Source organism: Vibrio sp. J2-4, assembly GCF_021728155.1.
GTDB classification, from domain to species: Bacteria; Pseudomonadota; Gammaproteobacteria; order Enterobacterales; family Vibrionaceae; genus Vibrio; species Vibrio diabolicus.
Map to the genome: position 1 here is coordinate 437,812 of NZ_JAKKCN010000002.1, position 13,632 is coordinate 451,443.

Annotated in this window: 13 protein-coding genes; 12 read left to right on the forward strand and 1 reads right to left on the reverse strand. The window is 44.8% G+C overall.

Annotation, left to right across the window (positions count from 1 at the left end; all coding sequences use genetic code 11):
- Positions 1-29: 29 nt before the first annotated feature.
- From L3V32_RS07405 to L3V32_RS07425, 5 genes are read left to right on the forward strand one after another with little or no spacing between them, the layout of a single operon-like run.
- Positions 30-461, forward strand: a complete 432-nt coding sequence (locus L3V32_RS07405; RefSeq protein WP_054577210.1) for a DNA-directed RNA polymerase subunit alpha C-terminal domain-containing protein — start codon at positions 30-32, stop codon at positions 459-461.
- A complete protein-coding gene (locus tag L3V32_RS07410) occupies positions 454-2,028 on the forward strand; it encodes a hypothetical protein (protein WP_213868177.1) in 1,575 nt (524 codons plus the stop codon). The genes L3V32_RS07405 and L3V32_RS07410 overlap by 8 nt, the downstream gene beginning before the upstream one ends.
- A 22-nt stretch (positions 2,029-2,050) precedes the next feature.
- Positions 2,051-2,719 (forward strand): hypothetical protein, encoded by a 669-nt coding sequence (locus L3V32_RS07415; protein WP_213868176.1) that lies wholly within the window; start codon positions 2,051-2,053, stop codon positions 2,717-2,719.
- Between the two features lie 9 nt (positions 2,720-2,728).
- Entirely contained in the window at positions 2,729-3,337 is a 609-nt protein-coding gene (locus tag L3V32_RS07420; RefSeq protein ID WP_213868175.1) for a hypothetical protein, read from the forward strand.
- Between the two features lie 13 nt (positions 3,338-3,350).
- Complete coding sequence (locus L3V32_RS07425; protein WP_042522736.1) at positions 3,351-3,848, forward strand: hypothetical protein; 498 nt, start codon at positions 3,351-3,353, stop codon at positions 3,846-3,848.
- A 65-nt stretch (positions 3,849-3,913) separates the two neighbouring features.
- On the opposite strand, the gene L3V32_RS07430 is transcribed toward L3V32_RS07425, so the two are convergent.
- A complete protein-coding gene (locus L3V32_RS07430) occupies positions 3,914-5,245 on the reverse strand; it encodes a Fic family protein (RefSeq protein WP_213868174.1) in 1,332 nt (443 codons plus the stop codon).
- 699 nt (positions 5,246-5,944) lie between these two features.
- Between L3V32_RS07430 and L3V32_RS07435 the strand changes: the two genes are divergently transcribed.
- The 7 genes from L3V32_RS07435 to L3V32_RS07465 all read left to right on the forward strand — a co-directional run bounded on the left by L3V32_RS07435 (position 5,945) and on the right by L3V32_RS07465 (position 13,396).
- Complete coding sequence (locus tag L3V32_RS07435; RefSeq protein WP_213868173.1) at positions 5,945-8,005, forward strand: P-loop ATPase, Sll1717 family; 2,061 nt, start codon at positions 5,945-5,947, stop codon at positions 8,003-8,005.
- Between the two features lie 651 nt (positions 8,006-8,656).
- The gene (locus tag L3V32_RS07440) at positions 8,657-9,088 is read left to right on the forward strand and encodes a hypothetical protein (RefSeq protein ID WP_237284053.1); all 432 of its coding nucleotides are present in this window, start codon (positions 8,657-8,659) and stop codon (positions 9,086-9,088) included.
- A gap of 32 nt (positions 9,089-9,120) precedes the next feature.
- The gene (locus L3V32_RS07445) at positions 9,121-9,375 is read left to right on the forward strand and encodes a hypothetical protein (protein ID WP_237284054.1); all 255 of its coding nucleotides are present in this window, start codon (positions 9,121-9,123) and stop codon (positions 9,373-9,375) included.
- Positions 9,376-9,623: 248 nt separating this feature from the next.
- On the forward strand, positions 9,624-10,535 hold the full coding sequence (locus tag L3V32_RS07450; protein WP_025816241.1) for a hypothetical protein: 912 nt from the start codon (positions 9,624-9,626) through the stop codon (positions 10,533-10,535).
- A gap of 2 nt (positions 10,536-10,537) precedes the next feature.
- Positions 10,538-10,960 carry a hypothetical protein gene (locus tag L3V32_RS07455; RefSeq protein ID WP_025816239.1) on the forward strand — a complete coding sequence of 141 codons (423 nt, stop codon included), beginning with the start codon at positions 10,538-10,540 and terminating at the stop codon, positions 10,958-10,960.
- Between the two features lie 223 nt (positions 10,961-11,183).
- A complete protein-coding gene (locus L3V32_RS07460; RefSeq protein ID WP_237284055.1) occupies positions 11,184-11,780 on the forward strand; it encodes a tyrosine-type recombinase/integrase in 597 nt (198 codons plus the stop codon).
- A gap of 509 nt (positions 11,781-12,289) precedes the next feature.
- The gene (locus tag L3V32_RS07465) at positions 12,290-13,396 is read left to right on the forward strand and encodes a hypothetical protein (RefSeq protein WP_069545939.1); all 1,107 of its coding nucleotides are present in this window, start codon (positions 12,290-12,292) and stop codon (positions 13,394-13,396) included.
- The last annotated feature ends 236 nt before the right edge of the window (positions 13,397-13,632 follow it).

Genomic DNA, 13,632 nt, shown 5'->3' on the forward strand with positions numbered 1-13,632 from the left:
CTTACGGGCTGCCGCTCTTGGGGGATTCGATGAAAGAAACGATCGTTTTAATCACCAACCACACACCAAAGGAAATCACGGTTCAGGGTCGCGTTATGCCGCCACTGGCCAAAGATTTCCCTCTCTCAGTTTTCAACGTGAACCGCTTCAAACACGAAGTGGAAGCGGCCTATCCAAACGGCCTCGTTTCGGTTCGCCTTGAGCCAACGGTTTTACCAGAAGTTCAAACGAAACCAGACACAGCCACCAGCGACAAAGGCACAGCGCTATCAGCACTTGAGCTAAGCGCGAGCGTTGAAAAAGCACTGATTAACCACGGTGTGACAACGGTTGAGCAACTAACCGAAATGACGAAAGACAACGTGATTGCGGTGAAAGGTATTGCTCAAGCGGGTTTGCAAGAAATTGTAGACCAGCTTGCAGCACAGGATCTAACGCTGAAAGAGACAGAAGATGAGTAAGATTGAATTTTCAATGGATAACGTCTCACAAGTTGCGGTTTCGCCAATTAACGCTGACTCGACAACTAAGCAAGGCACTGGCTCTAACCAGCTAGTGTTTGGCGGTGTGATTGTGTCTCAAAAAGGTAAGCCGTTCGAAGTGATTCCGGTAACGGCGGCTAACTTCCTAGACAAGCTAGGTAAGCCTTACCACTCAAGCCTTGGTAAATTGGCTGACGGCATGCGCGTTCTTGATGAAGCCTTGCGCGGCGGTAATGGCCTTGTGGTTCGTGTCGTACCAAAAACGGCAACCTATCCAGCTATCAAGCTAACCAAACCAGCAGACGAAGTGACGATCACTAACGAAGCGATCAACTACTCGGCTGACCTGTCACTTGAAGATGGCGAATTTTTAGCGATCGCTATCAAAGACGGTGCGCAATCCGATAACCGCTCTATCACGCTTGCGAAAGCAGACGAAGCGACTTACGGCGCTGGCATGTTCACTCTTACCCTAGAGGAAGAACAGGCGGCTGGTGGCTCTGTAGTGCTAGAAGAATGGGTTGTATCCCTAGAGCCAACAGCAGTAGACCAAATGGGTAGCGCTGCGTTTATCGAGACTGTTCTTGAAGAACGTTCGCAATACCTAACCTGTCGCCTCGATGCAGAAGTAGCGAAACGCGAAGTTACTGCAATTGCGAAAACCAAATTCACTGGCGCGACCAACGGCAATATTAGCGACATTACGGCTGACGATTACCAGAAAGCAGTGAAAGCACTACGCACTACCGTTTACAGCTTTAACTACGTTTGTGGTTTGGGCTGCTACGACACTGCGGTAATCACTGACCTTGCGCAAATCTGTAAAGACAAACGCATTTCTGGCTACTTCGATATTGATCCTCGCCTAACGCACGAAGCGGCATTGGAGTTCAAAAAAGGTCTGAACTTCAACAACCATCGCGCTTCATTCGTGCATATCCCTTACCAAGCTAAGTGTCGTTTCTACGGCAACATGGCGGTATGGGGCGGCTCGGGTATCGGCTTTGCAGCTAAAGCGCTTGGCGTTGCTAAGACCTCTCCGGTCGGCGGTTGGCACTACACACCAGCAGGTGTTGAACGTGCTGTTATTCAGCGTACTGGCCTAAAACCAATCCAAGGTGCTGGCGAGCCTAACTACCAAGAAATGTACAAGGCACGTCTAAACAAACTAGGCACAGACGAAAACGGCAACCTGTTCATTGATGACTCTCTAACGTCATCTGCGGCTGAAAACTACCTACGTTTTGAGCAAGTCGTGTCTATTGCTGACGCTATCTCACGCGACTTCTACGCACTAGGTAATCGCCTAAAACACCAACCTGACGGTGCAACGCTTGAGGGTCTAACTGACGGTATGGCCAGCATCCTAGAGGGCTATGAAGCCGTTGGTGCGCTAGTGACACCTCGTAATCCAGCACAAGACGGCGAAAGCGCTTGGACACTGGAAATCAAGCAAGTCGAAATCGACTACTGGAAAGTCACTTGGTCGTTCTGTCCAACTGGCTCTGCGCGTCGAATCCTTGGTGAACCTGTACTAATCCGTTAATCAACATAAGAGCAAGAATAGAATGAAATCAATGTTTTCTGAGGGTTCTGTTCTTGCTCGCCCATTTGTGATGCCACAAGTGGCCGAGCAGGAACAAACTGAAACTGCATTTTTTGAGTCTGTCACAGAAGATCAACTTCTTGAGTCCATCAATCGTGCATCAACCATCATGGCTCGCCAAGACGCAGCAGCGGCTTGTGTTCAGTGGGTTAACGGTGGTGAAAGCTCAATCGACAACCTAGACGCAATGCTATTTGGCATGGCTGGTGGCGATGACGATACCGAGCTAACCGATGGCCAAGCAGCACTATACGAATCGCTACAGGAAGCGGCTAGCGAGTTCATTGCTCAAGTTGGCCAGCCAAAAGAGGGCGACATGCTAGAAGCACTAGAAGATCCAGAAGCAGCAGATCGCATTTTTGAATCCCTAGAGCGTGGCCTAGACAGCGTGGACTCAGACGAAGCGATCGCAGAGTTCGCCGTTCGTGAATCCATGATGCTTGAAGCGCTTAAGAAAGTGATCCGTGATGGCAAAGTAACTTACATCAAAACGAATCGCCGTAAGCGCCGTATGAGTGCCGCACAAAAAGCAGCACTTAAGAAAGCGCGCGCGAAAGCTCACAGCTCATCGGCTAAAGCAGCTCGCAAAAAGGCTAACCGCATGCGCGATTCTCGCGGTATGGACAAGTAAGGATAAGCAATGGCTGTAATTGTCGGCGTACCTAATGATGATGGCGTGTCTATCCACAATAAATGCGCCATTACACAAGTCATAGGCGGTCAAGAAATTACGGTCATTGGTTACATGACTGATGAGTGTCAGCTTGCCTTTAGAGCGATATGGGAAGCGCCGTTTGAGGGCGATTCCGTGGGTAACATTAACGCCCTAGATAAAACGTCCTCAATCGCGCAAACCGTGTCGGATAAGACGAGTAAAACACTATGGAACAGTCAGCAAGTTTGGCAAGGAAACGAACCGCCAGAAATCACAGCAACGCTGAAATTTGTCGCGTTCACCAATGCCAAATCAGAGGTCAATGATCCCATTAAATACCTGGCTCAGATGATAAGTCCCGAGCTCCAAAATACTGTTCCAGTCAGTTCCGATGGCCTTGGTGGCCGTGTTCCAAGTGATGCGCGATTCAAGATTGGCAAAGCGCTCAATCTACCCATGCGTATTAGCGAGGTGAGTTATGACATTAACGCACCTAAGACGCGAGACGGGAATTTCGCTTACAACACGGTAACTATTACCGCCGCTCCTAAGCAAATGATTAATCAGTCACATATTCCGAACCACTTCCAATAGAATAGGTGTAATTATGGCCGGAGCATTTAACGCAAAAGGCGATATGAATTTCTTAAAACAGAAATTCACTAAGAACGTCCAAGCTGGCGAAAAGATGATGGGTACAGAGTTCGAGATGAAAATCGAAGAATACCCTAATCTTAGCGTTTTGGTGCGTTCTACTCAGTTTCCAGCAATGGGTCGTGCAGACGTAGAAGATTTTGGCCAAATGGGCTTGGGCTACATCCAAAATGGTGCGCTTGAGAACAAAGGCGAAATCGCGGTGACGTGCGTAGAAACGATCACAGGTACAGTGCTAGAAATGCTACGTGAGATCGTTCGTGAAAAGAAAATGGTCACTGTCGTTATCGAGTCTACGCCTGAATCAACTAAGGGTAAGGGTGCAACCTCGCATCGATTCCGTTTGGAGCACGTAAAAGTACGTTCAGACGTGATCGACCTATCGACAGAAGATTCAGCAGCACTTGTTAAGCCAGCTATCACACTGCAATACAACTGGGTAGATTTCTAATCGCCAACCAGTCCTATTCTATTCCCTACAAAAAGGCCGCCAGTTTGGCGGCTTTTTTGATGCTCTTAAGCTTTGGTTAGCCTATCTTTCAAGTCGGCTGGTGCAATGTAGGTATTCTCGTTGCCATCCTTTGATTTGAACAGCAATTTCAGCTCCACCAGCTTCTCAAGATACTTGCGCGCAGAGGTATGAGACACGTCAAAATCAGACTGGATTTCCTTAACTGAAAAGACACGTCCGGCTGTTTCTAATCCCTTGGCCAGAATCACAATGTGCGGCAGTTTCAACACATCCTTAAGATTGGATTCATCGAGTAGATCGCGCACCTCTCTCGTATCTTCAATCTTAGATTTAATGTACTCGTTAAAGCGCTCAATCGCCTTAATGATGACCGTTAACTGGTAGTCCACAAAGTGCGTTAAGTCGTTGTCGTCCGTTTCGGTGTAAACGTAGCTTCTAACGTACTTGGTTGACGCGAGTTTAAGTGGCGCAGAGATCGAGACGTACTTAAAGTTCTCATAACCATGCTTAAGGATGAACCAGTAGAAAATCGCCCTAGCCGTTCTCCCGTTGCCGTCCATGAATGGGTGAATGTAGCCAATCATGAAGTGTAGAATACAAGCCTTAACGATTGGGTTAATAAAATTGGTGTTGGTGGTATGGTCGGTATTGGCGAAGTCACATAATTGCTCAATGAGCTTCAAAACGTGCTCATGTTCGGGTGCTTCGTGAACAATATCGCCAGTGGCCACGTCTCTAACCATGACCGCATCCGTTCTATATTGGCCAGCAACGTGCTCATTCTCTAACACGCCATCGGTGGCTATTTCATTAAATCCGCTAATCAATTCTGGTGTGAGCTCTACATCCTTCAGATCATCGGCCATCATAATCAAACGCCAGTTATTGATAATCATCCGTTCGGAGTCATCTTTAGGCTCACGTTCTGTTTCAAGCATTTCCTTGGCCACTTTGCGCGTTGTGGCAGCTCCCTCCAATTGGGCGCTGCTAATGGCTTCTTCCATGATCACGCTTTTCACTAGGTGTGCCTTTTTATCTTGAGCAGATAGCGGCAAATCTTCTAGTTTGAGCTGTTTATCGATGCGGAATAGCTTAGCGTCGAGACTGGCGGCACTAAGCTGGAACGGATTGCCCTTTTCATCAACAAGCGAAATGTCGTTAAGGCCACGTCTGATTTTTAGGGCATGCCAAGCGTAGCCCTTTTGGTCGCGTTTAAACTCTTTTGAACGGTACTGGAAGTCATTCCAGTGCAAGTAGTTGCCGCTACTATCAAACCCGTACTCAATTGGGTCTAGCTGACCTATTAGCTCTACTACTTTCATAAAATCAGTAGGTTTTTCTGGTGGGATGCTGACTCCCGCTATCTTTTTTTTCATACGGTGAAACTTTTTTAAAATGTTTAATGAAACCAGTATGGCACACAGATAGTAGGAGTCAATTACCTATATATGGGGGTTAAAAGTAGCGCGGTGCTTTTCAGAATACTTTCAATAGTGCAGTTGTTTCCTTAACTACCCCCCCCAATCGATCAATATTTTATGCCAGTGACCAACAGCTGTCAGTAGACAGTAAAGTGCAAAACCTTTCGAATAGTTGGCTTTTCAGGAAGTCACTCTCAAATTCACTTCGTAACACCTCTAAGTGCCCCAAAACGTGTTGTCAATTAGGAATAAATCCTATCCATTTGGTCAAAAATGCACTGACCCATTAACCAGCCTAGTGAAGCAACTTATCACCAAGTCACCGGTAGAGGCTCCGCATTTCTAACCTGTAAATTATCTCTTTAAAAAGCACTAATCCTCCCTAAATGACTTCAATACAAACTTTATAACTTGCAACTAAAATAGAACTTTTATTGATTAATTAAGCGTTTATATAGATCAAATAGTTTATCGGTCTGATATATGTTCTTTGACATGAGTATGAAGTCGTAGTGAGCTTTCTAAGCAGAACACGGACTGTTAACCACTTCAAGGTTGACAACCTCAGTTGAAGACTTTAATCGAACTTGTTCAACAGTTTTGATATTGTCTTAGAACAATGGACGCAGCGTCAAAGCTTTGAAGGATGGTAAAGTGAAAGGGAATATTTTAGGTGATATTCGGGCAGAAAATGATACAAGGATGCTTGAAACTGCTTACTATGAATCCGCTGATTACAAGGCGTTGGTTGAATCTTATGACAGACCGATAGTTGTTGGTCGAAGGGGAACAGGGAAAAGTGCATTAGCGTTCAAACTGCAAAAGCATTGGCAGTCGAAACCTAGAACTATTACCTTATCTGTATCTCCCGACGAAGAGCAGATCATTGGGTTGAGAGATTTATTCAACCTTTTTGGAGATAATTATTTGCATGTAAAGGCTGGGACCAAGATGGCTTGGCGTTATGCTATGTACATGGAGGTAGTGACCGACCTAGCTAATCACTATAAGTTTAAGAGTAATCTAGACGCTCAATCTATCGCGCACCATATTGCAGGCTGGGGCCCCAAGCGCCGAAATATTTCGTCAAAAATTAGAAAAAAACTTCAATCTTTGCTTAAGACGGAACAAACACCGCAATCTCGGATAGCTGATTTAGCTGATTTGTTAGAATTAGATTTGCTGGAAGAAGTTATCTTAGATGCTCTTGATAAATCAAAAGTCCAATATGTTATTTTTGCTGACAGGCTCGATGAGGGCTATAGCCCTGATAATCTCGGCGTGGCCATTATTGATGGGTTTGTGCAATCAGTAATTGACATAAAAACCAAACTAGAAGAGAAAGTCGTAGCTTTTGCTTTTGTGCGTGACAATATTTATCGAGCTATATCCAAACTAGATCCTGATTTTACTCGCAATATTGAAGGGCAATCGCTTAGACTTCACTGGGATGAATATAGCTTGTTTAATTTGGTGTGCAATCGAATTAGAGTAGCATACAAAGTAGATATAGAGAACAACACCAAAATATGGGGTCGGTTTACTGCAAGAGAATTAAAAGGTAGGGAAGGTTTTAGAGCGGCGCTAAAACTCACATTATATAGGCCTAGAGATATTCTAGTACTTCTAAATGAGGCTTTCCTAAGAGCCAACTCTCAGGGTAGGCAAGAGATAATACTCGAAGATATTGATTCAACAGCAAAGACTATATCTCAAAATAGACTTTATGATTTGCACAAGGAGTATGAGCAAATATTCCCATCTCTTGAAGAATTTACGTCAGCGTTTTATGGCTCGTCTTCTGAGGTTAGTGGGGATGTCGCACTACAACTTATTTCTAACGTATTAGAGAAAGATTCTTTAGGTAGGGAGAAGCAGAGAGAGATCTTCCTTTTTGAAAACTCAAGTCAAGTTCTTCAAAGACTTTATAGTGTTGGGTTTATTGGGATACATAATGAACAATCAGCTTCTTTCGTGTTTTGTCATGATGGAAAAGACCCTGATAGAGAGTTTTCTGAAAACATACGGCTGCTAATCCACCCTTGCTACTGGCTATCTTTATCTACCACCCAAGCCGAACTTAAATTAGACGAGGCAGAGGATATCAATGATGAGTACGATATAGAAGTCACTTCAATATCAGATGACCAACGTAAACAGCGAATTGGGTCGTTATTAGAGGAAGTTAAACATATCTCTGAGGGTAAAACAGGTGCCTATGACTTCGAAAGTTGGGTACTTAAGGCACTAAAAATAGTTTTTGCTGGCTCATTGACAAACATTGAAGCTCACCCAAATAAAAATGCTTTACAGCAAAGAGATATGGTTGCGACTAACTTAGGCGAGTCCGCATTTTGGATGAGAGTCCTCCAGGACTACAAATCTCGCCAAGTAATATTTGAAGTAAAAAACTATAGGGAGCTTGGAGCGACGGATTATAGACAGGTCAACTCGTACTTAGCTAACGACTATGGCAATATCGCTTTTATTATCTGTCGGGATTTTGATAACAACCTATCTAATGGGAAAGGGCTAAATTGGACGAGAGAACTATTTTCTGAGCATCGAAAGATAGTCATAAAACTCTCCTTTAAGTTTCTCGAAAAGCACCTGAGGAAGGCGAGAAGCCCCCAAAAACATAATGCGGCTGACAAAGAATTGAACTCTCTTTTAGATATGTACATTAGACAATACTTACCTAACAAATGTAGATAGCATGTTGCTTGATAAGTAACTAGTCTAATTTTACGACAACAGGTCTGCACTAAACCTTCTTTAGGGAAGTGACACGCAGTTAACTGCGTATCAGAGCTTTGAGGAAATAAACAAACGGTCTATCCTAGTTTCCTTATGTGTTTAGTTATATTATTTCTGACGCCGAAAAATTCTATATGAACTTGGCTTTTCGGACCGGGTCATCCCTCAGGATCTCACCACATCTTTAAGCCTAGATGCGCACCAGAAGAAGAATCTCGTGAAGGCACTGAAAAAAGATCGGGACAGAACTAAGGCAGTGATGGAAAAATACCCAAGCTACTTTCAGGAGCGGATGAATGAGCTTATGGGCTAATAGCATTCATTCCGAAAGCAACAAGAGCCGTTAGTTCCTTGCTTTGCGTTTTTCTGCCTCTGATGTAAAACGTCATCTGCATAGCAGTTTTAATCCAAAACTCAAAAATTAGAGCTTAGAGTCCAATTCGCTTTTGTCCATCTTCGTTTCAGCCTATTCAGGCTGAATCATTTCTGCCCCTAAGTGTGTTCGAACTCATGGTTGCAACATTTACGAAAGTTCTCTTTTGACTCAATTTATCTAATACACTTAATATGCAACTATATATCACTTTAATGCCGATTAAAGAGGTAGCTATGGCAGCGGCAATTCAAGACCGTATTACAGAAGTACGCGACTTTCTGCAAGTACGATTAACTGATATACATGAGATTCAAGCACATCCGGACAACCTCCCCGTAATACAGGCTGTATTGTACTCATCCTTTATAGATGCATTAGGGGCTACACGATATGGGAGTAATGTTGACACTCGAGAACGCTTTACTCGTGTAATCATAGAACATGGCAATTGGCTCGAAGCTGAAAAAATATGCCCAATGCATCTACATCGTTTTTTGGACATCTCACCAGGCTTGCCCAAACTAACACAACACTTGGCATTTTTAATCGATGATTGGAGAAGCAACCAGGATGGTATTATTTTTCTAGATTTAGCTCCGACCAAAATTGAGATAGCGGAATTATGGCCGGACAATGGAGAAAAAAACATCATAAAAAAACACTAAGTCATTTCACTTACGTAAATTTACTATACGGTATGAGAAATGGACTGTTACACCAACAGTATGCTGCTAAAGGCTTGCCTCTATTTCCGAAGGAACAAGAAAACGTACATTACATTTTCTGGAATAAACTTGAGAATGGCGGTCAACTAGAACTTATTTACCCTACTCAATTTTTGGCTAACCTATGTGATATTTTGCTCGAGAGCGTCATGAATGACTTCGAAGCAAAGAATGAAAAGCCATGGGATATCGGTCATTTTCCAAATTACTTAATTGATGGGCTGTAACAAAATAGCTTATTTTCGCCCCCAAAAATAAGCTGGAATAAATACTCTACAAAATTTGGTGCTTGCGTTTTACCCTACGAAAAGTTATCCGATAGAATGTAACCCAACACTATGAGCCTTCATTGTGTTTGTTTAATCTGTCAAACTTCCTATTTAATTGGTTAAATCGTCAGGTTATCTTGTTGAGGATAATAAATTACTGGAAATATTGTTATTATCCTTCTTATTCATCAGTAAAACCGACTTCTATGAGATATGAATCCGCTCCTGTAACCCCTGTAGAAAGGCCAAAAACCACTAGAGAAAGAGCAGCTCACCAACGCCGAGAGCGTCAGGAAGAGCTGAGATATACCGCGAGCGATGAAAAACGATGGGCTGAAAATAGAGAGCGCGTTCTTGCTGAACGAAAACCTGCTCAACAAGCGTATGACCTTACGAAAGAAGAATGGAATAAGGACTTACAGGATCAAGCGAAAGAATACCAGTGGGACACCTCACAGCAAGAGAACGTCAGTATTGCCGTACTAACAGTTGAAGAAGCCAACGAGTATTTAGATTTGCTCATCAAAGACACACACGGTCAGCTTTCTACAGGTAAGGACTACACTGGCGTTGGCGTAGGACTCAAAGGGGCTTATGAAGTCGCTAAAGAGCTTGGTGGATGGGGAGCAACCGCCAAAGCCGTCAATATCAATGGTGTAATGAATATTGTGGTTGAGAACTACAAGCCTCGATATTTAGATCTCGGTATCCGTTGGCAACAAGCAACGCCTAAAATGCTTAAGATTGGTCACGCATTGAATACTGTCCAAGGTAATGTCCGTTTTTTGAGAGGCAACATCTATTTAGAGTTTGTGTTTAGTAGTGCGGTTAATGCGGTTGATTACATGCTGCACGATGAGAAGACGCTAAGCGAAGTCGTAGGCCAACTTACGGCGGATGTTGCTAAAGGTGTAGTTGCTGGCGTGGCCGCTCAGGGAGTGCTTTTGGTTGCTCGTGCTGGTGCTGGGATTTTGTTTGGGTTTTCTTTACCTGCCGCAGTTGGGTTAGGTTTGTTTGTTTATTCAGCATTTAAGATCGGTGGATATGTATCGGAATTAGATAATAAGTACAAATTCACTAAGCCAATGAAAGAAACTGTAGAGGCATTAATTGACTGATCATGTTAGATTTTTTAAAGAAACTTACATTTTTAATATTTTTTACAGGATTTGCGTTATGGTGCGGGTTGGGAGCTTATAATTTAATTCATACTGTAGAAAATGTAGGAATTAACCCCGTAATCAGAGTATCGGGATACCTTAACAATACGTCGTCATTTGTATTGTTTGGTTTTTTTCTTCCTTCTATCCCAATGGCATTACTCAACATTGCCAATGGCATTCAACTACCAAAGTTAACTCTGAGATTAATGCTATTCGGAGCATTAATCTTTGCTTTAATCGGACACTATTTCGATACCTCGTTAAGAAAAGGTATAGAAACGTCAAACTACATCGAATGTACATCTAAGCGAGAACTTACATTGAAGCACTCAAGCCGTATTTATGTTCTTCCACCTGCAAAGTGCGATGATTTAACTTAAAGACTTTTTACTGCGAACCCAGCCAATACTTTTTCTGGTGCGATGTTATTCATCGCATCAGGACTTCATAAGTAAACTTACCATACCTGTAGTTATTGATAGTTTGCCAATCTAACAAAGTCACTAGCAAGCTTTTGTCCATAGCCGTTTCAGCTCTTCCTGACCCCTACTAAACGTGACTGCCAAACTTCATGTTGACCAACAACATTGAAAGGAGGTCATCATGAGAAAGCTATCTTCTGGAAAATGCAGCGGCGTTAAAAGACCATTTAAGCTTGAAGAGATCTGGCGAATCAGAACTAGGCTGGAGATTGAAAACGATCTGATGCAACTTGCACTACTGAACCTAGCGATAGATAGCAAGTTAAGAGCGAGTGATTTGCTAAAGCTACATGTTTACGATGTTTCTTCGCAAGGAGTTATCTATGAGAGGGTTCAGTGCATCCAGCAAAAAACGGGCACCGATGTCCACTATGAGATTACTCCGAGAACGCAGCAAAGTATTAGCAGGTGGGTTTTTGCAGCATCCCTAGAGGCAAGCAGTTTTCTATTCCCGAGCAGCCGACGATCTGGGCAACCTATCAGCTACTCATTCTATCGATCTATTATCAGAAACTGGGCTGAAAAACTGGGATTGAATGCTGACTATTACGGCACTTATTCCATGCGCCGTACTAAAGCCACTTTAATCTATGCCAGAACGAAAAACATAAGGGCCGTACAGATCTTACTTGGACATTCGAAGCTAGATAACACAATTCGATACCTTGGCGTTGAGCTAGAAGACGCTCTGAGGCTATCTGAGAAAACAGACTGCTGACAGGCAGGATCTGTTACAGGCTTTTCTTCTGAAAAGCCTGTGCCCCAAAGTGAGCCAGAAGTGGCTTTACCGAAACCAAATTTTTGTAGTGAGAAAGAGTCTTCCATGTAGGCGTTAAATCCACAATGCAAGATCTGACACCGCATATTCGACTTCACCTAAGAAATCACGGGCTCGGCCGCAAGGCTTTCAGCCCTCTTGACATCACCCCAGAACCTACTTTACGATTAAGGTTGTTGGCCCCCGACTCAGCCTTTTAGGTCGTTAGCAGTTGGTGTGTGTTAGCACTGGTGCGAACGACCTGTCTCTCGCTTACTCCCCTGTGGAGGCCCGTTGAAGGGCAAGGCAAACTGCGACATGCTTTAGGCATGTGTAAGACCTCCGAAGTGTACTAATGCGTCTCGCGTTAGGTATTTCATAGCTTATTTCCCAACGAAACCAAGCTGACGCTAGGATGAATCGAGCGAGCATCTCATAGCAATTCAGCGACTGTTTCGATGGAGATCCCTATGAAACCACTACATACTAGTACTCCCCAAAAACCAACCCGCAAGGGTAATCTACGTCGCCCTCAGCAACAGCTCCGTGAGTTGGCCCTGACCGAAGCCGATGGCTTTGCCGATCTAATGGCCCTTGTCCGCCACTTTAGTGAAACCCAACTGGGCACCCCACTCAATGACGGCAAGTGCCGAGAGAAAACAGCCGCCTTACTCGGCTACCCTAAACACAGCCTGTTCCGAAAGGACTACAAGGCCAAGCACGCCCTGCGAGCGGCCATCGACAAGCTGAAGCTGGAGGAGCTGCGCCTCACACTGGACGAGACCCACCGGAATAACAAAAGCATGTATCAGGTGCTAATCATCCGACCGAATAACCATATCAATGATCAGCTCTGTGAGGTCTATTTGGAGTGGACCAAGCGACTGCGTGAGGCCATGGGGCGCCGTGACATACAGGCCGATGCCGAGGCTATGGCTGACTACCTGAGCCAACTTTGTGGGGTTACACCCCGGGTACGGATCACCGAGACCCAGCGCTTTGAGCAGTGCAATCCTGAACAGTTGGCGATGGATCACATCCGCCGCCATGGCTTGTTCCTGTCACCCCGCAATCAGGGGGAAGAGAGGCTGGAGCATAACTCAGAGACCGACTATAAGGTTGCCATTAGCCCCAGTGCGGTCTTCCTCCACCAGTCCGATGCTTTTTTCGGGCGCTGGCGCGACGAGCACAATAAGACGTGGAAACTGCGTATCCATGCCACACTCGACAATGTCCTTACCCTTTCGACGCTGCAAATTGCCCTGAATCAGATCCACCTGCTGTGCCCAGCGCTGGAGCAGTGCTACCTCTTACCCGAGCAACTCCCGGAGATGTTGACACGATTTCTTGAAGGCGAGCCGAAATCCCTTACGCTGCACTATACAGTCCCCGAGCACGGCCAAGCGCCCAATCCGGTCGTGCTGGATATTGGCAGTGAAGTCATGAGTTTCTCCAATAACTTCAAAGGCGGTGTTTGGGGCAATGTGAATATCGAACCGCAACCTTTACCCGTGAATACAGGCCACCCGCTGTGGGAGGAGGCCCACATACAGCCAGATTACCCTATTCTGGATTAAACCAAAGGGCTGAGCCACACTGACTTAGCCCCTACGTTTTGGGATTCTAAACAGTTGTGTCCCAGGCTCATTCATGGCGGAGTCGCCACTTGTGCCAGCAACAGTGGTCATGTGATATTAGCAGCACCATACTATTTGCTGGGGAAATACCGAGGCGGCATGACCGCCTCGGCCTTTTCCTTAGTCAGTGGGCGCACGCCAGCAACAATTCCAAGTAGGGATATAGCTGCGCGAGC

What these genes read in the sequence shown, in the direction of transcription:
- L3V32_RS07415 (WP_213868176.1), top strand. Translation starts at nt 2,051, where the DNA reads ATGAAATCAATGTTTTCTGAGGGTTCTGTTCTTGCTCGCCCATTTGTG.
- L3V32_RS07460 (WP_237284055.1), top strand. Translation starts at nt 11,184, where the DNA reads ATGAGAAAGCTATCTTCTGGAAAATGCAGCGGCGTTAAAAGACCATTT.
- L3V32_RS07405 (WP_054577210.1), top strand. Translation starts at nt 30, where the DNA reads ATGAAAGAAACGATCGTTTTAATCACCAACCACACACCAAAGGAAATC.
- L3V32_RS07455 (WP_025816239.1), top strand. Translation starts at nt 10,538, where the DNA reads ATGTTAGATTTTTTAAAGAAACTTACATTTTTAATATTTTTTACAGGA.
- L3V32_RS07420 (WP_213868175.1), top strand. Translation starts at nt 2,729, where the DNA reads ATGGCTGTAATTGTCGGCGTACCTAATGATGATGGCGTGTCTATCCAC.
- L3V32_RS07465 (WP_069545939.1), top strand. Translation starts at nt 12,290, where the DNA reads ATGAAACCACTACATACTAGTACTCCCCAAAAACCAACCCGCAAGGGT.
- L3V32_RS07440 (WP_237284053.1), top strand. Translation starts at nt 8,657, where the DNA reads ATGGCAGCGGCAATTCAAGACCGTATTACAGAAGTACGCGACTTTCTG.
- L3V32_RS07450 (WP_025816241.1), top strand. Translation starts at nt 9,624, where the DNA reads ATGAGATATGAATCCGCTCCTGTAACCCCTGTAGAAAGGCCAAAAACC.
- L3V32_RS07430 (WP_213868174.1), bottom strand. Translation starts at nt 5,245, where the DNA reads ATGAAAAAAAAGATAGCGGGAGTCAGCATCCCACCAGAAAAACCTACT.
- L3V32_RS07410 (WP_213868177.1), top strand. Translation starts at nt 454, where the DNA reads ATGAGTAAGATTGAATTTTCAATGGATAACGTCTCACAAGTTGCGGTT.
- L3V32_RS07445 (WP_237284054.1), top strand. Translation starts at nt 9,121, where the DNA reads ATGAGAAATGGACTGTTACACCAACAGTATGCTGCTAAAGGCTTGCCT.
- L3V32_RS07425 (WP_042522736.1), top strand. Translation starts at nt 3,351, where the DNA reads ATGGCCGGAGCATTTAACGCAAAAGGCGATATGAATTTCTTAAAACAG.